Annotated in this window: 16 protein-coding genes; 9 read left to right on the top strand and 7 right to left on the bottom strand. The window is 67.2% G+C overall.

Features of this window, described 5'->3' with window-relative positions; translation table 11 throughout:
• Positions 1–2: 2 nt before the first annotated feature.
• Entirely contained in the window at positions 3–929 is a 927-nt protein-coding gene (locus tag ACN4E0_RS03070) for an acyl-CoA thioesterase (protein WP_419565435.1), read from the top strand.
• A gap of 117 nt (positions 930–1,046) precedes the next feature.
• On the opposite strand, the gene ACN4E0_RS03075 is transcribed toward ACN4E0_RS03070, so the two are convergent.
• Both ACN4E0_RS03075 and ACN4E0_RS03080 read right to left on the bottom strand, forming a co-directional pair.
• Positions 1,047–2,069 carry a phytase gene (locus ACN4E0_RS03075; protein WP_419565438.1) on the bottom strand — a complete coding sequence of 341 codons (1,023 nt, stop codon included), beginning with the start codon at positions 2,067–2,069 and terminating at the stop codon, positions 1,047–1,049.
• Positions 2,069–4,960, bottom strand: coding sequence for a TonB-dependent receptor (locus tag ACN4E0_RS03080; protein ID WP_419565440.1), 2,892 nt, complete (start codon positions 4,958–4,960; stop codon positions 2,069–2,071). The genes ACN4E0_RS03075 and ACN4E0_RS03080 overlap by 1 nt, the downstream gene beginning before the upstream one ends.
• A gap of 256 nt (positions 4,961–5,216) precedes the next feature.
• Here ACN4E0_RS03080 and ACN4E0_RS03085 point away from each other — a divergent pair, with 256 nt between their 5' ends.
• On the top strand, positions 5,217–7,010 hold the full coding sequence (locus ACN4E0_RS03085) for a DEAD/DEAH box helicase (protein WP_419565441.1): 1,794 nt from the start codon (positions 5,217–5,219) through the stop codon (positions 7,008–7,010).
• Between the two features lie 64 nt (positions 7,011–7,074).
• Complete coding sequence (locus ACN4E0_RS03090) at positions 7,075–8,784, top strand: alpha/beta hydrolase family protein (RefSeq protein WP_419565443.1); 1,710 nt, start codon at positions 7,075–7,077, stop codon at positions 8,782–8,784.
• A gap of 16 nt (positions 8,785–8,800) precedes the next feature.
• On the opposite strand, the gene ACN4E0_RS03095 is transcribed toward ACN4E0_RS03090, so the two are convergent.
• Complete coding sequence (locus ACN4E0_RS03095; RefSeq protein WP_419565444.1) at positions 8,801–9,616, bottom strand: universal stress protein; 816 nt, start codon at positions 9,614–9,616, stop codon at positions 8,801–8,803.
• A gap of 224 nt (positions 9,617–9,840) precedes the next feature.
• Between ACN4E0_RS03095 and ACN4E0_RS03100 the strand changes: the two genes are divergently transcribed.
• Positions 9,841–11,517 carry a M20/M25/M40 family metallo-hydrolase gene (locus ACN4E0_RS03100; protein WP_419565447.1) on the top strand — a complete coding sequence of 559 codons (1,677 nt, stop codon included), beginning with the start codon at positions 9,841–9,843 and terminating at the stop codon, positions 11,515–11,517.
• 29 nt (positions 11,518–11,546) lie between these two features.
• On the opposite strand, the gene ACN4E0_RS03105 is transcribed toward ACN4E0_RS03100, so the two are convergent.
• The 3 genes from ACN4E0_RS03105 to uvrC form a co-directional block, all read right to left on the bottom strand.
• The gene (locus tag ACN4E0_RS03105) at positions 11,547–11,894 is read right to left on the bottom strand and encodes a response regulator (RefSeq protein WP_419565449.1); all 348 of its coding nucleotides are present in this window, start codon (positions 11,892–11,894) and stop codon (positions 11,547–11,549) included.
• Positions 11,895–11,902: 8 nt separating this feature from the next.
• Positions 11,903–12,982: a PAS domain-containing protein gene (locus ACN4E0_RS03110; protein ID WP_419565451.1), complete on the bottom strand. Its 1,080-nt coding sequence runs from the start codon at positions 12,980–12,982 to the stop codon at positions 11,903–11,905.
• Positions 12,983–13,173: 191 nt separating this feature from the next.
• Positions 13,174–15,201: an excinuclease ABC subunit UvrC gene (uvrC, locus tag ACN4E0_RS03115; protein WP_419565454.1), complete on the bottom strand. Its 2,028-nt coding sequence runs from the start codon at positions 15,199–15,201 to the stop codon at positions 13,174–13,176.
• Between the two features lie 64 nt (positions 15,202–15,265).
• Between uvrC and ACN4E0_RS03120 the strand changes: the two genes are divergently transcribed.
• The 5 genes from ACN4E0_RS03120 to ACN4E0_RS03140 all read left to right on the top strand — a co-directional run bounded on the left by ACN4E0_RS03120 (position 15,266) and on the right by ACN4E0_RS03140 (position 21,386).
• Positions 15,266–16,549: an APC family permease gene (locus tag ACN4E0_RS03120; RefSeq protein ID WP_419565457.1), complete on the top strand. Its 1,284-nt coding sequence runs from the start codon at positions 15,266–15,268 to the stop codon at positions 16,547–16,549.
• Positions 16,550–17,722, top strand: coding sequence for an NAD(P)/FAD-dependent oxidoreductase (locus tag ACN4E0_RS03125; protein WP_419565460.1), 1,173 nt, complete (start codon positions 16,550–16,552; stop codon positions 17,720–17,722).
• 300 nt (positions 17,723–18,022) lie between these two features.
• Positions 18,023–18,922 carry a hypothetical protein gene (locus ACN4E0_RS03130; RefSeq protein WP_419565462.1) on the top strand — a complete coding sequence of 300 codons (900 nt, stop codon included), beginning with the start codon at positions 18,023–18,025 and terminating at the stop codon, positions 18,920–18,922.
• A gap of 77 nt (positions 18,923–18,999) precedes the next feature.
• Positions 19,000–20,610, top strand: a complete 1,611-nt coding sequence (locus ACN4E0_RS03135) for a wax ester/triacylglycerol synthase family O-acyltransferase (RefSeq protein WP_419565465.1) — start codon at positions 19,000–19,002, stop codon at positions 20,608–20,610.
• On the top strand, positions 20,607–21,386 hold the full coding sequence (locus tag ACN4E0_RS03140) for an esterase/lipase family protein (protein ID WP_419565468.1): 780 nt from the start codon (positions 20,607–20,609) through the stop codon (positions 21,384–21,386). Before ACN4E0_RS03135 ends, ACN4E0_RS03140 begins: the two co-directional genes overlap by 4 nt.
• A gap of 4 nt (positions 21,387–21,390) precedes the next feature.
• Here the strand turns inward: ACN4E0_RS03140 and ACN4E0_RS03145 are convergent, their stop codons facing one another.
• The gene (locus ACN4E0_RS03145) at positions 21,391–24,147 is read right to left on the bottom strand and encodes a hypothetical protein (RefSeq protein WP_419565471.1); all 2,757 of its coding nucleotides are present in this window, start codon (positions 24,145–24,147) and stop codon (positions 21,391–21,393) included.
• Between the last annotated feature and the right edge of the window lie 198 nt (positions 24,148–24,345).

Here is a 24,345-nt window from a genome sequence, read left to right on the forward strand (position 1 = left end):
GGGTGACCGAACCAGAAACCCCCGACCAGCTCGTCGCCGGCCTCGTCCGCCTGCTGACCGTCACCCGCACCGGCGAGGACGCATTCACCGGCCGCAAGCAGCCCGGCGGCGTCGGCCGCGTGTTCGGCGGCCAGGTTATCGCGCAGGCGCTCCAGGCGGCACAGGCGACCGCGCCCGAGGGGATGGAGGCGCATTCGCTCCACGCCTATTTCCTCCGCGGCGGCAAGGAAGGCCTCGACATCGCCTATCGCACCGCGCGCGATTTCGACGGGCGCAGCTTCGCCAACCGCCGCGTGGTGGCGAGCCAGGAGGACGAGGACGGCTCGACCCGCCCGATCCTCAACCTCACCGCCAGCTTCCAGCGCCCCGAGGACGGCCTCAGCCACGACGACGTGATCATGCCCGAGGTCGCCCCTCCCGAGGAGCTCGAGAGCGACATGGCGGTGCGCGCCAGCGTGGCCGAGCGCGCCGGCGAGCGGATGAGCGAGGCGCAGCGCGCGCTGTTCCTGCGCCCGCGCCCGATCGACATGCGCAGCTGCGGCCCGCTCCACTGGATGAACCGCGAGCCGAGCGAACCGCGCGCGCACAGCTGGTTCCGCACCGTCGCCCCGCTGCCCGACATCGCCGGGAATGCCGCGCTCCACCGCGCGGTGATCGCCTATGCCAGCGACTACACGCTGCTCGGCACCAGCGCGCTGCCGCATGGCCTCAGCTGGATGCGCGGCGAGCTGGTCGGCGCGAGCCTCGACCACGCGATCTGGTTCCACCGCCCGGCGCGCGCCGACGAATGGCTGCTCTACGCGACCGACGCCCCGTGGAGCGGCGGCGGACGCGGCTTCAACCGCGGCCGCATCTTCAACCGCGCGGGCGAGCTGGTGGCGAGCGTCGCGCAGGAGGGCATGATGCGCAAGCGCAAGGCGAAGGTGTGACTTTCGCGGGACCGCGGACGCGGTCTGCGAAAACCGTGACTTTGGCGTGAAAGCCGCGGTGACCGCGGGGTTGCGGCGGCGCGGATGTGGCTTGCGGAAACGCGAAGGCCACAGGAGCTAGCCCCCCGCCAGCGCCGCCTCGATCGCGGCGAGCGGGACCAGCTTGAAGTTCTGCGCACGCCCCTCGTTCACGCCGTCCTGCGCCACGAACAGCCCGCCGGGGAAGGCCGGGCCGAAATCGCCCGCCATCGCCTCGATCCCGTCGGTTTCCTCGGTGCTGCCGACGATCCCCGCGGCGATGCGGAAGCGGCCGGCGGGGGTCATTTCGGGCAGCGCATAGCGCATGTAGCTGTTGTCGCCCTGGCTCGAGGCGTAAAGCCAGCCGCCCTCGGCGCCGGCGGGCACGAGCGCCAAGCCTTCGAGGTCGGCGACCAGCTGGCGGCCGTCGACCCTGGCGACGAGTTCACCCGCGGTCTCGCCCTTACGGAAGCGCCAGATGCCGGTGGCTTCTTCGCCGATATAGAGCGTGCCGTCGCGGGGATCGACCACGCAGCCCTCGGGCTGGCTGGCGACATGCATCGTGCGCAGTTCGCGCGCGGAGAGGGCGGCGCCCAGTGTAATCTCCCATTCGCCGATCCGCCCGCTCTTGGGCGCGGTATAGACGATCAGGCTGTCGCCGCGGCGCGTGCCGCAGATGCCATAGGCCTCGCCCGGGCCAGAAGCGACGCGGCCGAGTTCGGTGAGCGTGGCGGTGGCTGTGTCGAGCCGGTAGAGCGCGATCTTCGCCTGCGCGGGATCGCTGCGGTCGCTGGCGAAGACGATCACCCCGGCCGCGCCCATGTCGACGAGGTCGACATTGTTGAGCGCGGGATGCGGGGTGAAGCCCTTCACTTTGCCGTCGAGCCCGTAGACGTAGAGCCCGCCCTTCTTGTCGGTCGCGACGATCAGGCTGTCCGCCGGCGAGGCCGCGTTGCGCCAGATCGCCGGATCGTCGGCTGCATCCTTGTTGGCCGTGGCCACCGGCTCGGTCTCGCCTACGGCCAGGACCGGCGCTGCGGGATCGCCCGCCACCGGGATCGTTGCGCAGGCGGCAGCGATCCCGAGACTGGCGATGGCGAAGATTGGGAAACCCCCGCGCATCAGAAGTTCACCCTTACGCCGCCCTTCATCGTCCAGTTGTATTCCTCGTATTGATAGAGGTTCTGCCGATTGCCGAGCGTATTATAGGCGAAGTACTTGGCATTGTTGATGTTCACCCACTCGTAGAAAATCTGGATCTGGTCGGTGAGGCGGAACTTGGCCGACAGGTCGAGCTGGAAATGATCGTCGACATAGCGATCGTATTCCGCCTCGCCTGCCAACTCGTCGAGATACTTGTCGCGATAGGTGCCCGAAAGGCGGATATCGATCGGGCCCTTGTCGTAGCCTAGCGAGAGGTTCGCGGTGTGCTTCGCCGTAGCCGGGAGCCGGATCTTGCGGGGATCGGCGATATCGCCGTCGGTGAAGATCGTACCGGTAGCATCGGTGTAGGTGTAATTGGCGTTCACGACGAAGCCGTCGAACGGTACGGGCAGGAAGGTGAAGGCCTGCGCGAAGCCGAGCTCGATGCCGAACACTTCGGCCTTGTCGCCGTTCAGCGGAATTGTCGCCTCGTCGAAAGCGATCCCGCGATAGACACCGTTGAACGGCGGATCGCCCGCATCGAAGCTGGCATCGACGATGTAATCCTCGATGCTCTTGTAGAACACCCCGGCGGTCAGCGCGCCCGTGCGGTTCATGTAGTATTCGATCGAAGCGTCGAAATTCCAGGCCTTGTAGGGCTGGAGATCGGGATTGCCGAATTCGCCTTCGCGCTCGTCGTCGTCGTTCTGCTCGACCGCAAAGCGCGGGGCGAGCTTCGACAGCTTCGGCCGCACCAGGCTGCGATAGCCCGCGGCGCGCAGGACGAGGTTGGGCGAGGCTTCGAAGCGCAGGTTGAGGCTGGGCAGCCAGGTGCCGTAATCCTTCTCGACCGTGACCGGCGCGACGATGACGGTGTCGTCACCGGCCGGGCTGCCGTCGGGCAGCGTGCCGTCCTCCTCGACCAGCGTGACGAGATTGCCGAGGATATCGTTCGACGTGTGTTCGTAGCGCAGACCGGCGATGACGCGCAGCGTCGCGCTGTCCCAGCGACCGAGCAGATAGCCCGCCATCACGTCTTCGCTGACGGCGTAGTCCTCGACCGCCGAATCGAACGCGCTGTCGACTCCGACGAATTCGAAGTCGGCGAAATTGTCGCGGAAATAGTCGCTTGCGCCGGTGAAGCTCGGCACCGGGTCGATCGCGGTCAGGCGATAGGTCTGGCTGCCGAGCACCTGGTCGAGCGTGAGCGCGCCGTTCTCGTAGAATTCGACGGTCTTGTCGTAGCGCTTCTCGCGCCAGCGACCCTTCAGGCCAGCCTGGACGGTGAATTCGCCGCTGCCCATGATGAAGCGGCGGCCGAAGTCGAGCTTGGCCGCCCATTCCTCGTCGCGCGCGTCGGACAGCGCGGTGTATTCGATGTCGTTGAGCTCGTATGCGGCCGGGTCGTAGAAGCTGCCCGGATCGGCGTTGACGGTATAGAGCGGGACGCGCGGATCGGTCAGGTCGAAGCCGATCTCGAGCCCGTCGCCGTCGAAGCGCTGGCGGAATTCGGCGGGATCGACGCTGCCGTCCTCGCGCTCGCTCGCGCGGGCATAGCTGGCCGAATAATCGGCGAACCAGGTGCCTGTGTCGGTCTTGCCACCGGCGATGACCGACCAGATGCGCTGGCGTTCGAAACGATCCTTGATGTCGCGCTCGACACCGATTCGCTGGCGGACCGTGTCATCCGGATCGTCGCTTTCGGGATCGTCGATCTCGGCATCGTTGAATGTGGCGATGCCGTTGGCGATGCCGGTCGGGCCGTAATCCTCGAAATCGCCCATGTCGAAGGTCAGCCGGCGACGGTATTCCTGGTCGTCGAACTGGCTCCACGTGCCCTTGACATAGAGCTCGGTGCTGTCGCCGGCGCGAAGATCGAGGCCCAGCGTCCCGCTGATGCGCTCGCGCTCGACGTCGTAGTCGCGATATTGCAGCTCGAGCGGGACGATCGCACCGCCCTCGTCGATCCAGTCATCCGCCTCGATATTGTCGGTCTCGAACTCGCGCTTGTAGTAGGAGACGCCCCCCGAGATGCCGACGTTTTCGCTCAGCAGCGTCGCAAAATCGAACGAGGCCTTGGGCGAAAGATGATCGGCATAGTCGTTATAGCTGCCCTCGAGCTTGAGCGAGAACAGGTCCTTCTTGCGGGAGAAGGCGCTGGTGGTCTCGATCTCGATCGACGCGCCGATCGTATCGGCATCCATGTCGGGTGTGAGCGACTTCTTCACCTCGATCGATTCGATGATGTCCGATGAGATCACGTCGAGCGCGACCGAACGAACGTCGCTTTCGGGCGCGGGCAGGCGCACTCCGTTGAGCGACGTCGCGACGAGTTCGGGATCGAGACCGCGGACCGACACGAAGCGGCCCTCGCCCTGGTCGTTGAGGACGTTGACGCCGGGCAGGCGGCGCAGGCTTTCGGCGACGTTCTGATCGGGGAACTGGCCGATCGCGTCGCGCGTCAGCACATCGGAGACGCCGTCGGCTTCCTTCTTGCGCGACAGGGCGCTGGAGAGATTGGCGGCCTGGCCGATGACGAGGATTTCGTTTTCTCCGAACCCGGTCATCGCGATATCGGCGCGGACCGCGCCGGTCGCCGGCACGCTCACGGTGCGGCGCACGGTTTCGGCTCCGACATAGCTGATCTCGAGCGTGTATTCGCCTGCGGGAACGTCGGCGAAGATGAACGACCCGTCACGGTCGGTGGTCGTGACCCGATCGAGTTCGACGATGCGTACCTGTGCGGCGCGAAGCAAAATGGTCGCACTGGCATCGGCCACAGACCCGACAACGTCGCCGGCCGTGGCGACGGCGGGAACGGCGACGGCCGCGATCGCAGCGCCGGCAAGAAGTGTAGTTCTCATGTTCATGATTGCCCTCCAGATATTGAGGGCCGATTAGGCCGGTCGTTTGACCGGATGACTTCTACTGCGGGTCGATCTCATGGCAGATTGCCGGTTTGTGACGCGAAAATGTCATCGCGAGATCACCGCTCGGTCATCAAGGCATCTCGCACCCGCAAAAAACAACAAGCCAAACCGGTGATTTGTCGCTATAGGCGCGGCACCCCCGTGCGCCCCGAGCCGTGCCCCCCGCATCGCCGCGCCGGACAAGATACGAGATTCCATGGCTTTCGATACCCTCCCGCCGATCCTCGGCGAAGCATTGGCCGCACGCGACTACGATGCGCTCACCCCCGTCCAGCAGGCGGTCACCGCACCCGATGCGCAGGGCCGCGACCTGATCGTCTCGGCGCAGACCGGCAGCGGCAAGACCGTCGCCTTCGGACTCGCGCTGGCCGACCAACTGCTCGCCGACCTCGGCGCCGCGCCGCTGGTCGAGCGCCCGCTCGCGCTGGTCATCGCCCCCACCCGCGAACTCGCGCTGCAGGTCAGCCGCGAGCTCGGCTGGCTCTATGCCGGCGCGCATATCCGCATCGCCACCTGCGTCGGCGGGATGGACGCGAGCAAGGAACGCCGCAATCTGCGCGGCGGCCCGGCGATCGTCGTCGGCACCCCCGGGCGGCTGCGCGACCACCTCGAACGCGGCGCGCTCGACCTCTCGGGTCTCGCCGCGGTGGTGCTCGACGAGGCCGACGAAATGCTCGACATGGGCTTCCGCGAAGACCTCGAGGAAATCCTCGACGCGACCCCCGAAACGCGCCGCACGCTGCTGTTCTCGGCCACCATGCCGCGCCCGATCGAGCGGCTGGCCGAACGCTACCAGCGCAATGCGCTGCGCCTCAGCCTCGTCGGCGAGACGCGGGGCCATGGCGACATCGCCTATCAGGCGATCACCGTCAGCCCGTCGGAAATCGAGAATGCGGTGGTCAACATGCTGCGCTTCCACGAGGCCGAGACCGCGATCTGCTTCTGCGCCACGCGCGAGAGCGTGCGGCGGCTGCACACCACGCTGCAGAACCGCGGCTTCGGCGTCGTGGCGCTGTCGGGCGAGCATTCGCAGAGCGAGCGCAACACCGCGCTGCAGGCGCTGCGTGACCGGCGCGCGCGCGTCTGTGTCGCCACCGATGTCGCCGCGCGCGGGATCGACCTGCCGACGCTGAGCCTCGTCATCCATGTCGAGATCCCGCGCGACGCCGAAACGCTGCAGCACCGGTCGGGCCGCACCGGGCGCGCGGGCAAGAAGGGCACCGCCGCGCTGGTGGTCCCCTACAACCGTCGTCGCCGGGTCGAGGGCATGCTGCGCGGCGCGCGGATCGAGGCCGAATGGCTCGATGCGCCGACCCCCGAGATGATCCGCGCCAAGGATCGCACGCGGCTGATCGAGAAGCTGACCGAGCCGCGCGAGATCGAGGATTACGACCGCGAGCTCGCCGCCGACATCATGGCGCGGATGGCGCCCGAGGATATCGCCGCCGCGCTGGTCCAGGCCTGCCGCGCCGAGATGCCCGAGCCCGAGGAACTGCTCGCCAACACGCCCGAGGCGCGCGAGCAGGCCAAGGCCGAGCGCCATCGTCCCGGCTTCGAGGACGTGGTGTGGTACAAGATGGACATCGGCCGCCGTCAGAATGCCGAACCGCGCTGGCTGCTGCCGCTGATCTGCCGTCGCGGGCACATCACCCGCAACGAGATCGGCGCGATCCGCATCGGCCAGCACGAGAGCTGGTTCCAGGTGCCGCGCGCGGTCGCCGCCAAGTTCGCCGATGCCGTGGCGCGCACCGCGAGTCCCGAGGACGAGCAGGACGCGATTGCCATCGTCGAGGCTCCCGAGGGCCCGCGCGTCGAGGCGCGCGAGAACCGCAAGCAAGGCGGCCCGCGCGTCCACGCCCGGCCGATGGGCAAGGGTCCCGGCGGCGGGTTCAAGGGCAAGGGCCCGGGCATGCGTCCCGGCGGCGACAAGCCGTTCAAGGGCAAGAAGTTCGCCGGCAAGCGCAAGCCGGGCGGGAAACCGCGCGACTGACAGCGCCCGCTTGGGTTTCCCCGCGAAAGCTTGCTAAGACGCGAGCCGAGAGGGGAAATCGGGCATGGCGAGAGAATTCGGCGCGCAGCGCGCGAGGTGGTGGCTTCTGGTAGCGGGACTGCTGCTGGCACTGGCGGGCGGCTTGCTGGCGCAGAGCGTGCGCACTGCGGGCGGGACCACCGTCACCGACGTGCGCTTCACCGGCGCGGGCGGCCAGCAGATGAGCGCGCTGCTCTACGTCCCCGCAGGCGCCACGCCCGAGACCAAGGCGCCGGGCATCCTCGCGGTCCACGGCTACATCAATTCGCGCGAGACGCAGGACGGCTTCGCGATCGAATTCGCGCGGCGCGGCTATGTCGTGCTCGCGCTCGACCAGACCGGGCACGGCTATAGCGACGGGCCGGCATTCGCGCATGGTTTCGGCGGGCCCGATGGCCTCGCCTACCTGCGTTCACTGCCGATGGTCGATACCGACAATATCGGGCTAGAGGGGCATTCGATGGGCGGCTGGACCGTCCTCGCGGCGGCCGCCGCCATGCCCGACGCCTACAAGGCTATGGTGCTCGAAGGCTCCTCCACCGGCGCGCCCTTCGCGCAGGAGGGCTCGCCCGAATGGCCGCGCAATCTCGGGCTCGTGTTCAGCACGCATGACGAATTCTCCGCGCTGATGTGGGGCACGCCCCGCGCGCTCGACGTGGCGCAAAGCACGAAGCTGCAGGCGGTCTTCGGCACCGACGAACCGGTGGTCGCGGGTCGGATCTATGGCGATATCGCCGCGGGCACCGCGCGGCGCCTCTACCAGCCGGTGACCACGCATCCGGGCGACCACTTCTCGCATGCCGCGATCGGCGATGCGACCGACTGGTTCGCGCGGACGCTGGAGGGCGGCAAGCCACGACCCGCCGGCGACCAGACCTGGCGGTGGAAGGAGATCGGCACCGGACTGGGCCTGGTCGGCTTCGTCATGGTGCTGCTCGGCGCCTTCGACCTGCTGCTCCGCCTGCAGACTTTCGCGGCATTGCGCGCTGCGCCCACCGCCGCCCGCGAGGTGCGCGACGGACGCTGGTGGCGCGATTTCGCGCTCGCCACGCTGGTCCCCGCGCTGCTGTTCTTTCCGGTCTTCGGCGCGGTCTACCTGCTCGTCCCCGTCTCCGCCGTGCTGCCGCAGCAGGTGACCACGCAGGTGGCCGCCTGGGCACTGCTGGTTGCTGCGATCGGGTTGGCCATCGCCCGCTTGACCGGCTCCAAACTCCCCGACAAGCGCCCCGACTGGCTGCGCGCGGCGCTGCTGGCGATCGCGAGCGTCGCGGCGGGCTACGCCGTGCTGTGGCTGGCCGATGCGCTGTTCCTCACCGACTTCCGCCTGTGGGTCGTGGCGATCAAGCTGCCCGCGGCGCACCACTGGGCCAGCGTGGCGATCTACCTCCTCCCGCTGACGCTCGCCATGCTCGCGATCATGCGCACGCTGGCGGGGCTGACGGTGGCGCGGGATGGGCCGGGCAAGCGGATGCTCGCCGCCGTGGGTGCGCTCGCCGGAGGAATGACGGCGATGCTCGCGGCGATCTATGGCATTTTCTTCGCCAGCGGCACGCTGGTCACCGCTTTCGACCCGCTGAGCACGGTGATCGCGATCCAGTTCGTACCCGTGCTGGCGGCGCTGGCGGTGATCGGTATCTTCGCCTGGCGGCGGACGGGCAGCTATCGCCCGGCGGGGCTGATGGCCGGGCTGCTGGTGACGCTCTATGTCGTGGCGGGGACCGCGACGCAGGCCTGAGTGGCGTAGCCGCCTCCTAATGCGTCATCAGCAGCGGCAGGCGGACATCGTTCAGCATGGCGCGCGTAACTCCGCCGAAGATCCGCTCGGCGAGGCGCGCGCGGCCATAGGCCCCCATCACCACCATGCCGCATTGGCGCAGTCCCGCGGCCTCGATGAGGGCGCCCGCGACGCCTTGCTTGCCCGGATCGGGAAGTTCGACCACTTCGCAGGCGATCCCGTGGCGCGCGAGATAGTCCGCCCCGTCCAGCGGGGGGAGATCGATGTGGATGGCTGCTTTCTCGGCCACGCTGGCGAGAAAGACGCTGTCCGCCCGCGCGAGGAAGGGGAGCGCGGCGCGCAGCGCATGGCTCGCCTCGGCCGATCCGTCCCACGCGACCAGCACGGGCGCCGCTACGTCGAACCGCTTGCAATTCTCGGGCAGGACCAGCACCGGGCAGCGCGCCGAGATGGCGAGTTCGCCGGCGGTCCACGAAGGCGCGCGGCCCAGATCGACGGGCTCGCGCGCGCCGAGCACGATCAAATCCATCAGCGAGGAATGCTGCAGGAGGCCGAGCGCGGGAGGGCCGAGCGCTTCCTGCCAGTCCCACGGCACGTCCTCGTTCGCCATGTCCGCCTCCACCTTGCTGCGTATCTCCGCAGCCTGCTCCTTCCAGACCGGTGCCATCGCGGCGAAGGCGGCGCCCTGGAGGTCGGTCATCGTCCCGACCGGATAGGCGAAGGTGTTAAGGATCGTCAGGTGCCCGTCGAAGGCTCGGGCGAGATCGAGCGCGACATCGAGCCGCCTGTCGAACGAGCCGTCGTCATCGGCGTGGAGGAGTATCGAGCGCATGGGGTCTCTCCTTGTAGGCAGGCCGCCGGGGCAGTTGCGGCCTTGCCGTATGGGAATCCGTAGCGCGGGCAATTGAGCGAGGTCATTGATCTGCGTCAATTCGCGGCAATTCTCGCCAGGCAGGTGCGGACCGTGTTCGGCGAGCGCGCGGAGCGAGGCAAGCCCCACCTTTGCAAGCACGGGCGCAGCCGGTTAGGGTCCCCCTCCCCCAACCGGAGATTTCCATGTTCCTTCGCAGCCTCGCCGCATCGACGGCGCTTTTCCTCGCGACATCCGCCATGGCGCAGGCGCAAGAGCCCGCGGATACGGCCATCGATACCGACCGGCTGGCGGAAACCGTGCGGACCATGGCATCGGACCAGTTCGAGGGCAGGGCGCCGGGGACGGTGGGCGAGGAGCGGACGATCGGCTACCTCATCGGACGCCTGCAGGGCCTCGGCCTCGAACCCGCCGGCGAGGACGGCACATGGACGCAGACGGTCCCGCTGCTCCACACGCGGATGGGCGAGCCGCAGACGCTCGCCTTCGCGCATGACGGTGCGACGACGACGCTGAGTTTTCCCGAGGACATTTATCTCTCGACGCTGCAGCCCTCAGACACCGCGCTGATCGACAAGGCGCCGCTGGTCTTCGTCGGCTACGGCGTCGATGCGCCCGAGCGCGGCTGGGACGATTTCAAGGGCGTCGACCTCAAGGGCAAGGTCGCGGTGTTCCTCGTCAACGATCCCGATTTCCACGCCGGCGATGACGAGCCGGTCGCCGGCAGTTTCGGCGGGCGCACGATGACCTATTACGGCCGCTGGACCTACAAGTTCGAGGAAGCCGCGCGGCAGGGCGCGGTGGGTGCGCTGATCGTCCACGAGACCGCGGGCGCGGGCTATGGCTGGAACGTGATCGAGAGCCCGGGAGGCGAGAATTACGACGTCGTCCGCCGACCCGAGGACATCACCAGCCTCGCGCTGCAGGGGTGGATTTCCGGCGCGACCGCGACGGCGCTGTTCGCCGCTGGCGGATACGACCTCGCCGAGCTGAGCAAGGCGGCGCGGCGCAAGGATTTCCAGCCGATCGACCTCGACACCACCCTCTCCGCCTCCTTCCCGGTGACGCAGGAAGTGGTCGACAGCCAGAATGTGCTGGCGAAGATACCGGGTAGAGAGCGCCCCGACGAGACCGTGATCTACGGCGCGCACTGGGATGCCTATGGCGAGGGCAAGCCCGATGAACAGGGCCGCATCTATCGCGCCGGCGCCAATGACGACGCGCTCGGCGTGGCCGGGCTGTTCGAGATCGCGCGCGCCTTCAAGGCGGCCCCCGCGCCCGAACGCAGCGTGGTCTTCGCCTTCTGGACCGCCGAGGAACGCGGGCTGCTCGGCTCCGAATATTACGCCGCCAATCCGCTCTTCCCGATCGAGAAGACCGTGGCCAATTTCGACCTCGACATCCTCCAGACCGCAGGGCTGGCGAAGGACGTGATCCTCGTCGGCAAGGGCCAGGGCACGCTCGAGGACGATCTCGCGCGCTTCGCCGCCGAGCAGGGCCGCACGGTGAGCGAGGAAAGCCTGCCCGAACGCGGGCTGTTCTTCCGCGCCGACCATTTCAGCCTCGCCAAGCGCGGCGTGCCGGTGATGCTGATGATGGGCATCGCGGGTGCCTCGGACCTGGTCGAGGGCGGCAAGGAGGCCGGGCAGGCCTGGGTCGATGCCTATACCGGCGATTGCTATCACGCCGCCTGCGACGCATGGAGCGAGGAGTGGAACCTCGCCGGCGCGGCGCAGGACATCGCCCTGTTCCGCGACATGGGCGCCGAACTGGCCAACAGCACCCGCTGGCCGGGATGGAAGGACGGCTCGGAATTCAAGGCTGTGCGCGAGGAGAGCGCGGCGGTGCGCAGCGGGCAGTGAACGCGGGGCCGGACGCAGCCCGCCCCGCCTTAGCCGACGAGTTCCATCAGCGCCGCGACCACATCGTCCGCGGGCCGCGGCTTGGCGATGATCCGCGCATCGATTTCGCGCAGATGCTCACCGACCCTGTTGAGGTCGCCCGTGTGGAGGATGAAGGGTATCGTCCTCTCCAGAAGCCTGTCAGCAGTCTCCCGGCAGGTCTCGCCGCCCCCCAGGCTCACGTCGAGGATGGCGCCCGCTATGGCGGAATTTTCGATCAGCGAGCGCGCCTCCCCGTTGTCGACGGCCGTGACCGCTTCGCAACCGGCATCTTCGAATGCGAATTTCAGATCCATCGCGATGAGCGGCTCGTCTTCGAGAATAAGGAACGTCTTCATGGGGCGACCTACTTGTTGGAAATCGGCACGGTGATCAGAGCGCGCAAGCCGTCGGGATGCCAGTCCCGCTCCAGTGTGCCGCGAGAATGAGCCAGCAACGTATCGGCGATGTCGAAGCCGGTGCCGGCGGACGCCGGCTCACCCGCGATCGCAGGCCCGCCCGACTCGATCCACTGGATCTGGAGGGAATTGCGGTCGAGCTTGTCCTTCTGGTGGGCCCAGGCCACCTCGACCGTCCCGCTATCATTGGACAGCGCACCGTATTTGGTCGCATTGGTCGCCAGTTCGTGAAGGGCGAGACCGATCGCGGAGATCGCGTTGGGTTCGGTGCGCGCGCCATTGCCGGTGAAGATGATCCGGTCTCCTTCCGGATCGTATGGCTCCAGGACCGAGCGAATGGCTTGCCCGACCTGGATCGTACCCAATACCGCATCGTCCAGCGTCGGCTCGTATGAACGGCCGAGCGCCTGCACGCGATCGTTGATCTTGCGCGCCACGTCTCTCGCATCCATCGACCGCCCGGTGATGTTCACGATGCCGCCGATCACGGCGAAGACGTTCTTCATCCGGTGCGATATCTCGCGCGCCAGGGCCTTGGCGTGGCTCTCTTCGGCGCGCGACTGGTGAATGTCGGTGACGTCCCACTGGCTGCCGAAGAAATAGGTCAACCGGCCATTCGCATCGTAGATCGGCCCGAGGTGGAGTGTGTTCCAGAAGCTCGACCCGTCTTTCCGGTAATTGAGGATCTCGACGACGACGACTTCCTCGGATTGGATCGCCTCGCGAATCCTGGCGACCTGTCGTTGATCGGTATCGGGTCCCTGAAGGAAACGGCAGTTGCGTCCGATTATCTGTTCCCTGCGATAGCCCGTGAGCTGTTCGAAGGCTTCGTTGCAGAAGATGATCGGGTCGTCCGGCTGGTGGGGATCGGTAAGACAGACCGCCATGCGTGTCTGTGCCATCGCCTGCTCGAAAAGGAGCCCGCTCGCCCCTTCGAAGCCCATTCTCGTGCTCTGGTTGGGATAGATCGGGCGGTGGGCCTGATCCGAGGATCGCAGACCCCGCCGTTCTTCGTCGCCCTTAGACATTGAGCCCCTTTCCTCGCAAATTCTATCGCAGGCAAGGTTCCAAACGAAAACAGCGCCAAGCGGGTCCGGAATTCCTTTTTGAACGGGTGTTTCCGGCATGATCGGGAGGGATTGGAGCTCGGCCTGACCGAGGCACCTGGATCATTTTGCGGTCCCGCAATCGCGGGTGGTCGGCGACGGCCTCGGCACCCTCACCCGCCCGCGTGGTAGAAGTCGTAGATCTGCTGCGCCACGCCCGCGCTGATGCCGGGCGCGCGCTTGAGGTCGTCGAGGGCCGCCGCCCGCACCTTCCCCGCGGTGCCGAAATGGAGCAACAGCGCGCGCTTGCGCGCCGGGCCGATGCCGGGGATTTCGTCCAGCGGCGAGGCGGTGATCGCGCGGCTGCGTTTCGCGCGGTGCGCGCCGATGGCGTAGCGGTGGACCTCGTCGCGCAGCGTCTGGAGGTAGAACAGCAGCGGCGAATTGACCGGCAGCGTCTTCTCGCGCCCGTCGGGGAAGTGGAACACCTCGCGCCCCTCGCGTCCGTGATGCGGGCCCTTGGCGATGGCGATGAGCGGGACATGCTCGATCCCCATCTCCTCGAGCGTGTCGCGCACCGACGACATCTGACCCTTGCCGCCGTCGATCAGGACGAGGTCGGGCCAGATATCGTGGTGGGTCTTGCCCACCCCGCTGCGACTAGGCTCGCTACGCTCGCCAAGTCTCGCCCCCCTCCCGCTTGCGGGAGGGGTCGGGGGTGGGTCTTCGCCATCGGGGTTCTCGGCGAGATTGCGGAAACGCCGCGCCATGACCTCGCGCATCATGCCGAAATCGTCGTTGGTCTGCGCGGTCTTGATGTTGAACTTGCGATACTGGCCCTTCTCGAAACCTTCGGGACTGGCGACGACCATCGCGCCGACCGCCTTGGTGCCCTGGATATGGCTGTTGTCGTAGACCTCGATCCGCTGCGGCGGCTCGTCGAGTTCGAGGAATTCGGCAAGCTCGCGCAGGATCTTCGCCTTGGTCCCGCTCTCGGCCAGCCGCCGGTCGAGCGCCTCCACCGCATTGCGCTGCGCCTGCTGCATCAGCTTGCGCCGCGCACCGCGCTGCGGGATCGAGATCGCGACCGCGTGCCCCGCCTTCTCCGCCAGCGCCTCGGCCACCAGCTCCTGCTCGGGCAATTCGCGATCGGTGAGAATGGTGCGCGGCGGCGGCACCTCCTCGTAGAATTGCAGCAGCACGTCGGACAGCACCTCGCCCAGCTCGAGATCGCCCGTGTTGCGCGGGTAGAAGGTGCGGTGGCCCCAGTTCTGCCCGCCGCGGATGAAGAAGGCCTGCACTCCGACCTGTCCTCCCTTGGCGGCCAGCGCGAAGACGTCGGCATCGCCCACGCCCTGCGCATTGATCGCCTGGCTGCCCTGGATGAAGGTCGCCGCGCGCAGCCGGTCGCGCAGGATCGCGGCGGTCTCGAAATCGAGATCCTCCGCCGCCTTCGCCATCTGCTTCTCGATCTGGGCCTGGACGGCGCCGGATTTGCCGCCGAGGAAATCCTGCGCCTCGCGCACCAGCGAGGCATAGCCCGCCTCGTCGATCCGCCCGACGCATGGGGCCGAGCAGCGCTTGATCTGGTAGAGCAGGCAGGGCCGGTCGCGATTGGCGAAGAAGCTGTCGGTGCAGCTGCGCAGCAGGAACAGTTTCTGCAGCGCGTTCAAGGTCTTGTTGACACTGCCCGCGCTCGCGAAGGGGCCGTAGTAATTGCCCTTCGCCCGCCGCGCGCCGCGATGCTTCTGGATGCGCGGGAAGGCGTGGTCGGCGCGCAGCAGGATGAAGGGGAAGCTCTTGTCGTCGCGCAGCAGCACGTTGAACGGCGGGCGATAGCGCTTGATCAGCTGCGCTTCGAGCAGCAGCGCCTCGGCCTCCGAATTGGTGGTGACGATCTCCAGCGCGCGGCACTGGCTAATCATCCGCTGAATGCGGTTCGAGAGCCCCTTGATCTGCGTGTAGTTCGCCACCCGCGCCTTGAGGCTCCGCGCCTTGCCGACATAGAGCACGTCGCCGCGCGTATCGAGCATGCGATAGACGCCGGGGCGCGGCTTGAGCGTCTTCACCGTTTCGCGGATCGCGGTGATCCCGGCTTCGAGATCGGGCTGCGCGCTGGCGACCGTGTAGGTCGCGCGTTCCTCGTGGAACCGCTCCTGGCCTCTCGGATCGTGCGGGGAACCTGCCTTGCTGCGCGACATGGCGGTGGAGATAGTGCGCCGCACCAGCTTGTGCAAAGCCGCGTTTGCCGCCATCCCCCGCACGATGGACGCAACCAAGATCGCGCCGCCGCGCACAGTCGGCTTCTGGGGCACATCGCTCTTTCCGCTCAACGGGATGATCGGCGCGGGGATTTTCGCGCTGCCCGCGGTCCTGGTGGCAGCCGTGGGCAGTTTCGCGCCGTGGATGATGCTGATCGGCGGGATCCTCTTCCTGCCGCTGGCGCTGTGCTACGCCTGGATGGCGAGCCGTTTCGAACACAGCGGCGGCTCGGTGCTCTATGGCGAGGCCGCCTTCGGGCGCTTCGTCGGCTTCCAGGCGGGCTGGGCGCGCTATGCCAGCGCGATCGTGACCGCGGCGGCGAACATGCATGTCATGGTCGCCTATCTCGCCGCGCTGTTCCCCGGGCTCGCCGGGCCGGTCGCCGCACCGGTGGCGGTGGCCATCGGCCTCGCGCTGATCACGCTGGTCAATCTCTACGGCATGCGCGCCTCGGTCGGCACTCTGGGGGTGATGACCGCGATCAAGCTGCTGCCGCTCGGCGCGCTGATCGTGGCCGCCCTCTTCGCCGATGGCGGGCTGGGCGCGGTCGCGCTGCCGCAGTTCAGCGCGGTCGAGAGCGTGGTGCTGCTGACCTTCTACGCCTTCATCGGCTTCGAGGGCGTGGTCGAGGCGGCGGGCGAGTTCAAGGACCCGAAGCGCGACGTACCGCTGTCGATCGTCACCATGGTGAGCGGGGTGACGCTGCTCTACATGGCGATCATCTGGGCCTTCATCGCCATCGGGCCGCAATTCGCGGGCGAGACCAATGCGCTGGCGGGCGTGGCCGAGGCTTCGATGGGCCAGCTCGGCTCGCTCGCCATCGTCGTTGCGGCGAGCTTCAGCATCGGGGCCAACAATTTCGCCAGCGGCGTCGCGCAGCCTAGGCTGATGTACGGCATGGCCGAGCGCGGCATGCTCCCGCGCTGGTTCGAATATGTCCACCCGCGTCTGCTCACCCCGTTCAACGCGATCCTGTTCTACGGCGTGGTCTCGATCCTGTTCGGCCTGTGGGAGGGCTTCGAGGTGTTGGCGATCGCGGGCACGCTGGTGAGGCTGGTGACCTATGTCGTGACCAGCTGCGCGCTGCCCGTCCTCGAGCATCGCGAGGGGCGGATCAATCCGTGGCACCTCGCCTGCGTGGTCTTCGCGGTGGCGAGTTCGCTCTACATCGCGCTGCAGGCGCAGGCGCAGGCCTGGCTGGTGCTGGCCGGCTTCGTCGCGGCGGGGACGCTGCTCTATTTCATCGCCGCGCGGCAGCCGCCCGAATACCCGCTCGACGAGGCGTAGATGTCCGACGGTTACGATGCGATCGTCCTCGGCGCCGGCGCCGCGGGCCTGATGTGCGCAGCACGTGCGGGCCAGCGCGGGCGGCGCGTGCTCGTGCTCGAAAGGGCCGAGAAGCCGGGCAAGAAGATCCTCATCTCGGGCGGCGGGCGCTGCAATTTCACCAATATCGGGGCCGGCCCGGCGAACTACCTCAGCGCCAATCCGCATTTCGCCAAATCCGCCCTCGCCCGTTACACGCCGCGCGATTTCCTCGAGCTGGTCGAGAGCTACGGCATCGCCTGGCACGAGAAGACGCTCGGCCAGCTGTTCTGCGACGGCTCGGCGAAGCAGATCGTCGACCTGCTGCTGGAGGAATGCGCGAAGGGCGATGTGACTTTGCGCTGCGGCGAAGAGATCGGCTCGGTCGAGCATGGCAAGGGTTTCACCGTCACGACGCAGTCGGGCAGCTACAGCGCCCCCGCCCTCGTTATCGCCACCGGCGGCCCCTCGATCCCCAAGATGGGCGCGACCGGTTTCGCCTACGAGCTCGCGCGGCAGTTCGGGCTCAAGCTGGTCGAGCCGCGCCCCGCGCTCGTACCGCTGACGCTGGGCGGCGAGGAAGTGCTGTTCCGCGAGATCTCGGGCGTCGCCGCCCCGGTGGTCGCCACCGCCGGCAAGACCGGCTTCGCCGAAGCCGCGCTGTTCACGCATCGCGGGCTCTCGGGTCCGGCGATCCTGCAGGCGAGTTCCTACTGGCGCCCGGGCGAGTCGCTGCTGGTCGATTTCGTGCCCCATCGCGATGGGGAGTGGCTGCTCGACGCCAAGCGCGACACGCCGCGCACGGGTTTCAGGGCGCTGCTTCGCGAGACGCTTCCAGCGCGCCTGGCCGACATTCTGGCGGAAAAGCTCGGTCTCGACGGCGACATGGGCAATCTGCCCGACAAGGCGCTGCGCGCCGCGGGCGAGCGGCTCAAGCGCTGGACCTTCCGGCCCAACGGAACCGAGGGCTTCGCCAAGGCGGAGGTCACGCTGGGCGGCATATCGACCGCCGGGCTTTCGTCCAAGACGATGGAAACCAAGCGTATTCCGGGCCTCTATGCCATTGGCGAGGCGGTCGACGTGACCGGCTGGCTGGGCGGCTACAACTTCCAGTGGGCCTGGGCGAGCGGCGTGGCTGCGGGCGAAGCGGTCTGACGAACGTGTCCTATCGATTCTCCCGCTAGATCCATAGAAACCCTCCCATTAGATGGTGGGGGGACCGGACATATGCCTAAGCCGATACTCGAGCTGGAGAACCAGACGCTCGACGCGCGATCCAACCAGGCAACTTGTACGCTGACCGTATCCGCAGGTCCACGCGACCATTTCCAGATTGAAACCATCTGTCCGCGACTTCAGAAGGGGTCGCGGATCGTCGAAACCGTCGATACGTCGATCGCGAATGTCGAGAGCAGGCGCCGCAAGCTGATCTCGCATCTCGATCGCATGTCGGAAATGAGCCAGCTCTCCAATTCCGAGGTCTTTCTCAAGCGCTACAGCGAGGCGCTTGGCAAGTTCATGCGCGAAGCCTTCAAGTTTCCCAATATCTTCCTGTGGTACTTCAGGATTTTCGCCGAAGCTTTCTCCCGAACCGGTGGGACCGACAATTGGGCCAGCAGCGCTCTCAAGTCGGCAAGGTTCGAAATCTTCGATCTCAAGGACGCTCAGTACGCGAGGGCGCGGTGGATAGAGAACGAAGAGGGCGACATCGCCGAGATCTTCGATGCAAAGCTCGCCCAGCTCGAAAAACTGGAGGAGGCCGGACGCGGTCTCCAAAACACCGGTGCGGGCGAAATCGACGCCGGGTCCGCGCTGACGACGACCTATGTTCTGCGTTTCGACCGCGCCTGGGTCAATCGCCGACGCTATCAGGTGGCATTCGATGTCGAGCACCGCGAGATCACTCCGGAACCCGGAGACATGTCCGAGCCCCCCGAGGCGGCCCGAAAGCGCGATCCCGACACTCGAGTCAGCACTGTCTCGACCACGATCGACGTCAGCCCCCGGCCCTTCATGTTGTCGATAGTGGCAGTGATCGGCGCCCTGCTCGGTGCGGGCATCCTCCTGCTGGTCGGCGACGGCGGCGTTATCCGCTTCGAAGACGTGATCAAGACACTGAACTCTGCTTCGCTGCTGGTTTCCACCGCGATCGCGGTGATCTTCTTCAACGTTTATGAGAACGTGAATATCGGCAAGGAGTTCAAGATGCCGGCCGACTGGCGCTCGGCGCTGTTTATCGGGGCGATCTGCGGTCTGGCGCAGGACCGCATCATCGAGGCGCTGCGCGCTCTGATCGGCATGGATCCGGGAGATAAGATTGACCACGCCGCCCAACTTGCTAGCCTGACCATCTAGGATCCGCACAAGCGGAACCAGAGGAGCAGGATCGCCCGCGACCGAGCGGCTTGCGGCGAGCGCGTGAAGGGAAGCCGATGCAGCAGCTCCAGGGCATGGATGCGAGTTTCGTCGCGCTCGAAACGCGCAATTCGCCGATGCACATCGGTTCGATCCTGATCTACAATCCCGCCACCGCGCCCGACGGCTTCGTGCGGTTCAAGGACATCCTCGCCTTTTTCGAGAGCCGCCTGCAGCTTTCCAAGACCATGCGCCAGCGGATGGTGCGCGTGCCCTTCGACCTCGATTATCCCTACTGGATCGAGGATCCCGACTTCGACCTCGAATACCATGTCCGCCACGTGGCGCTGCCCGCGCCGGGCGACTGGCGGCAATTGTGCATCCAGGCAGCGCGCATCTTCGCCCGCCCGCTCGACCTCGACCGCCCGCCGTGGGAATTCACCGTGGTCGAGGGGCTCGACAATGTCGAGGGCCTGCCCAAGGGCTGCTACGCCTATATCACCAAGGTCCACCATGCGGCGATCGACGGGATGAGCGGGATCGACCTGATGGAGGCGACGCACACGCTGCGGCCCGACGAGCCGCCCCCGCCCGGCCCCGACGAATGGAAGCCCGAAAAGGTCCCCAATCCGATCGAACTGCTCGGCAAGAGCTATTTCAACGCGATCGCCAATCCGCTCAAGCAGATCGAGGTCGCGGCCAAGGCGGCCCCCGGCCTGACCAAGGCGCTGAGAGGCCTCGCGGCGAAGGAATTCGACGTCTCGACCGAGATGATCGCGCCCAAGACGCGCTTCAACCGGAAGATTTCTCCGCACCGCGTGGTCGAGGGTGTGAGCGTCCCGCTGGCGGACATCAGGGCGATCCGTGGCGCGGCCGAGGGTGCCAAGGTCAACGATGTCTTCCTGACCATCATCGGCGGGGCGATGCGGCGCTATCTCGACAGCAAGGGCGAGCTGCCGAAGAAATCGCTCACCGCAATGGCGCCGATTTCGGTCCGCTCGACCGGCGAGAAGAATGCGATGGGCAACCAGGTGGCCGCGATGATCGCCCCGCTCGGTACGCAGATCGCCGATCCGCTCGAGCGGCTGGCCTGGGTTCACGACCGCACGACCAATTCCAAGGCCATGACCGACGCCATGGGCGCGCGCAACATGACCGAGATGAGCAAGGTCAGCCCGGCGCTGTGGATGAGCCTGGGCGCGCAGCTCTATACCCGCCTCAGCCTTGCCAATCGCGGCGTCGGACCGATCTTCACCACCGTGGTGACCAACGTGCCCGGCCCGCCGGTGCCGATCTATTCGGCCGGTGCGCGGCTCGAGAGCATGATGGGCCTGATCTGCCTGACCGACGGCATGGGCCTCGCCCATGTGGTGCAGAGCTACACCAAGGAAGCGACCATCGCCTTCACCGCCGACCGCGAGATGATGGACGATCCGGAATTCTACGCGGCCTGCATTCGCGAAAGTTTTGAGGAATTGCGCGATGCTGCGGCGGGAAATGCCGCGCCTGCGGAACAAAAACCTCCGGCGAAGAAGAGCTTAGCCAAATCTGCGCCCAAGAAGCCCGCCGCCAGGAAGCGGGCCGCACCGAGGAAAAAGCCGTCCGAACCCGCAAAAGGAGGCACAAAGACCTCCACGAGGCGTTCGAAGAAGCCTGCCCAGCCCCTGAAAGGTTCGACCACCGAATGACGACAACCACCACCGAAGCCCGCCCGCCCAACCGCCTGCTGACGCTGGCCGAACCGGGCCGCGCGTTGGGCGAACTGGCCAGCTTCTACGCGCTGCGGCCGCTGCTTTCGATGCTGCCGCGCGGTGACGGGCACGGCGTGCTGGTGCTGCCCGGCTTCATGGCATCGGATTATTCGACCGCGCCGCTGCGCTCGCTGCTGTCCGACCTCGGCTACGATGCGGTCGGCTGGAACCTCGGCCGCAACGTCCGCGTCGACAATGCGCGGATCGAGGCGATGATGGGCTGCGTCGAGGAACTGCACGAGCGCACGGGTGGGAAGGTCAGCATCGTCGGCTGGAGCCTCGGCGGCGTGTTCGCGCGCGAACTGGCCAAGCTTGCGCCCGACAAGGTGCGCGGGGTGATCAGCCTGGGCTCGCCGATCAGCGACGATCGCGGGCATACCAATGCCGCGCGCCTGTTCGAATATCTCAACGGCAAGGAGCCCGAGCCGATGCGGGGCGGCAATTTCCGCAAGCTGGCCGAAGCGCCGCCAGTGCCGACCACCTCGATCCTCACGCGGACCGACGGCGTCGTCCATTGGCGCGGATCGGTGCAATGCGGCGACCATGCCGAGTGCGAGAACATCGAGGTCCATGCGAGCCATTGCGGGCTCGGAGTGAACCCGGCGGCCGTCTATGCCATCGCAGACCGGCTAGCGCAGCCCGAAGGGGCCTGGAAGCCGTTCCGCGCGGCAGGCCTTGCGAGCCTGTTCTTCCCGCGCCGCGCGCTCGCCTGACCGGTCAGAACATCTTCCGCAGGTCGATGCCGAGATAACGGCCCACCGGATCGATCCGGCGCGGGTCGTAGGCATCGGGCACGTCGCCATTGGCGTCGACCACGCGGCGTTGGCCGTCGAAGATATTGTCGACCACGAAGGAGACGCGGAAGCCCTTGAAGAAGCCCTCCTCGCGCTTGAGTATCTGGCCGAGGTCGGCGAACAGCCGCAGGTCGAAGGTCACCAGATCGCCGAAGAAGAGATCGCTCGATCCGGGCAGCCCGCTCCCGCGCAGCACCGCCTCGCCGAGGTAATTGCCCGAGAGGCGCGCGCCGTAGCCGTCCATGAACATGCCGCCTTCGAGCCGTGTGCTGTGCCTGGGGATCGCCCCGCTGCCGAGTACATAGCCGTCGAGCTGATCGAACACCGGACCGCCCTGCGCCAGCGTGACCTCGTTCTGCAGGGCGATGGTGTGGTTGAGGTTGACGAAATAGCGCCCGCCACCACCACCGCCGCGCCGGGCGAAGGGGTTCATGGCCGCCCCGCCGCCACGCTGGCCGCCCTCGCCGCGCGGCGGTCCGCCGGTGCCCTCGACCGCGCAAATGCGGGCGCGGAACTGATTGAGCCGCTCCTGGTCGATCTCGCCATCCTCGCCGCGCAGCCGTTCGAGCATCTGCGGGGGCAGCGCATCGATCCGCGGCGGTTCGGCGCACAGCGCCTCGCGCAGGGCGGCGAAGCGGCCGACATCGGCTTCGCCATCGGCGCTGCACAGGCGCTGGCGCAACATTTCGACGCGTGCGGGATCGGGATTGCCGTCGGCATCGACCAGCCGCGCGCGCATGCCTTCGGGCAACTGCGAAAGGTCGGGCGTGCCTGTCGCGGGCGCGGCGCAGAACTGCTCGCGCATCTTGGCGAAGCGTTCGGGGTCGAAGCGCGGCGCCTCATTCTCGCCGCCGCCGCCGAACTCGCCCGGCGGGCCCCGGCGCGAACCGCCCGAGCGGCCCGAACGGCCGCCCCCGGATTCATCCGATCCGCCGATGCGTCCCCGCATCGACAGACCGAAGCTGAGCGTGCGGCTGCGCGTTTCGTAAAGCGTCACCGGGCGCCGGTCGATGGCCAGCAGTTCGCCGCCTGCATCGCGGGTTACCCGGTCCGGGAAGGCCTGCTCAAATGCGGCGGTGAAGGCGGGCGAGGACAGCGTGACGTCGCGCGAGCGGTTGATGCCGTAATCGACCTGCAACCGTGCGCCGTCGAGCGGCAGTTCCCAATTGGCCCCCAGCTTCCAGTCCGACTGCGTTTCCGCGCCGAGGTTGGGATTGCCGCCCGTGGTAACCGTGGCGAGCACGTCCTGCCCGGTCGCGAAATCGAACACGGGTACGTTGAATTCGTCGATCCGCGGATTGCCGAGCGCCGAGATCCCCGGCGCCGCCTCGCGCCAGATGCGCGTGACCTGGAGGTTGAGTTTCTCGACAGGCGACCAGTTGAGGCCCGCGGTCCAGTTGGTGAGGCTGCCGAAGTCGGACAGGTCCTCGGCCCCCGCGGACAGGTTGATGCTGGCGTTGCCGATCGCGCCCCAGGCCTCGCCGCGGCGAGCGATGGGAATGTTGAGATTGATCCCGCCATCGAAGCGACGACGCGTGATCGAGGCATCGCTCGCCGAGCGTGTGTCGCTGCTTTCGAGGCGCTTCCAGTCGAAACCGAGATCGAGCGTGGCCGACACTTCGCCGGCCGGCAGTTCGACCGGATAGCCGGTCAAGGTCGCCTTGTTGACCACCGTCCGGGTGCGCGTTTCGGCGGTGTCGAACCCGGCCGCGTTTCGGCGATCGATCTCGGTGTCGCCATTGGCGAGCACCGCGTCGCTGGTGAAGGTCGCCTTCCACGAGCCGATGCTGCGGTTGTAGGCCGCGCCCAGCGAGAGCGTGTCGGTCCGGCGGCGGCGCTCGATCGGCTCGACCGCGCTGCCCGTGTCGCGCAGACCCGAGAGGCCCGTGCTCTCTTCGCGCGAGGCGGTGGCGTTGAGGCTGAGCGAGGAGCCGCTGTCGATGAAGGCGCGCGCGTAATTGGCGGTCCCTTCGACTTGCCAGCTGTCCGAAACCAGGCTGCGGAAGGGCGCTTCGTCGGCGACGCCGGGAATGGCGGAGGGCACGGTGAAGCCGCGCTCCGCCTCGGTCAGCAGGCTGGTATCCTCGAAATCGAGATTGAAATTGAGTCGCGCGCCGTCGGCGATCCTCAGATAGGTCGCCTCCTCCTCGTTGCGCCAGTAGCCGCCGCGTGCGGGCGCCTCGAGCTCACCTTCTAACGTGAGCGCCGAATAGTCGTTCTTGAGGACGATGTTCACGACGCGCTGGTCGGGATCGTAGCCGAAGCGCTGCGCGACCTCCTCGGCGAAGACCTCGATCTTGGCGATGCTCTCGGGCGGGTAGGAGCGGAATTCGCGCGGGCTCGACACGCGGATGCCGTTGACGAGGAATACCGGTCCGCCGCCGCCACGGCCGCCGCGCGCGCCGCCGGTCGAAGGTTCGATCGCGGCAATGATGTCGGCGATCGAACTGCCCCCGAAGGCGGAAATGTCCTCGCTGTCGTATTCGGCGACCGGCGGCTGGTCGACGATCAGCTGCCCGCGGATCCGCTCGCCCGAGACGACGATGGTGCCGGGGCCGGTGAGGTCCTCCTCGCCGGTTTCGGAAGCGGCATCGGCCGCCTGCGCCACATCCTGTGCCTGGGCACCGGTAGCCCAGCCTAGGGCGACCAGCGAAACTGCTGCGATCCTTATCGAATTCAAGAAACGGGCCTTCCTATGGACGATGTCGAGCCGCCCCCGAAGGAAGGCTATGTGGCCAAGAATGCCCCGCGGCAACCCCGGTTTCCGTATCGCATTGTCGCTGGTCGGTGGCCATGGGCGGTCCGTAGATAGGTGTCGCGTATCGCCAAGGCTTCCCTTTTAGCGCCTGCGCCGCTAAAGGCCGCCGCTCGTATTGCA

Source organism: Qipengyuania sp., from assembly GCF_048550555.1.
In the GTDB taxonomy this organism is placed as follows: domain Bacteria; phylum Pseudomonadota; class Alphaproteobacteria; order Sphingomonadales; family Sphingomonadaceae; genus Qipengyuania.

Bases quoted from the DNA above. Each gene is read 5' to 3' on its own strand.
- ACN4E0_RS03075 (WP_419565438.1), bottom strand. From the start codon at position 2,069: ATGCGCGGGGGTTTCCCAATCTTCGCCATCGCCAGTCTCGGGATCGCT.
- ACN4E0_RS03080 (WP_419565440.1), bottom strand. From the start codon at position 4,960: ATGAACATGAGAACTACACTTCTTGCCGGCGCTGCGATCGCGGCCGTC.
- ACN4E0_RS03085 (WP_419565441.1), top strand. From the start codon at position 5,217: ATGGCTTTCGATACCCTCCCGCCGATCCTCGGCGAAGCATTGGCCGCA.
- ACN4E0_RS03090 (WP_419565443.1), top strand. From the start codon at position 7,075: ATGGCGAGAGAATTCGGCGCGCAGCGCGCGAGGTGGTGGCTTCTGGTA.
- ACN4E0_RS03095 (WP_419565444.1), bottom strand. From the start codon at position 9,616: ATGCGCTCGATACTCCTCCACGCCGATGACGACGGCTCGTTCGACAGG.
- ACN4E0_RS03100 (WP_419565447.1), top strand. From the start codon at position 9,841: ATGTTCCTTCGCAGCCTCGCCGCATCGACGGCGCTTTTCCTCGCGACA.
- ACN4E0_RS03105 (WP_419565449.1), bottom strand. From the start codon at position 11,894: ATGAAGACGTTCCTTATTCTCGAAGACGAGCCGCTCATCGCGATGGAT.
- ACN4E0_RS03110 (WP_419565451.1), bottom strand. From the start codon at position 12,982: ATGTCTAAGGGCGACGAAGAACGGCGGGGTCTGCGATCCTCGGATCAG.
- uvrC (WP_419565454.1), bottom strand. From the start codon at position 15,201: ATGTCGCGCAGCAAGGCAGGTTCCCCGCACGATCCGAGAGGCCAGGAG.
- ACN4E0_RS03120 (WP_419565457.1), top strand. From the start codon at position 15,266: ATGGACGCAACCAAGATCGCGCCGCCGCGCACAGTCGGCTTCTGGGGC.
- ACN4E0_RS03125 (WP_419565460.1), top strand. From the start codon at position 16,550: ATGTCCGACGGTTACGATGCGATCGTCCTCGGCGCCGGCGCCGCGGGC.
- ACN4E0_RS03130 (WP_419565462.1), top strand. From the start codon at position 18,023: ATGAGCCAGCTCTCCAATTCCGAGGTCTTTCTCAAGCGCTACAGCGAG.
- ACN4E0_RS03135 (WP_419565465.1), top strand. From the start codon at position 19,000: ATGCAGCAGCTCCAGGGCATGGATGCGAGTTTCGTCGCGCTCGAAACG.
- ACN4E0_RS03140 (WP_419565468.1), top strand. From the start codon at position 20,607: ATGACGACAACCACCACCGAAGCCCGCCCGCCCAACCGCCTGCTGACG.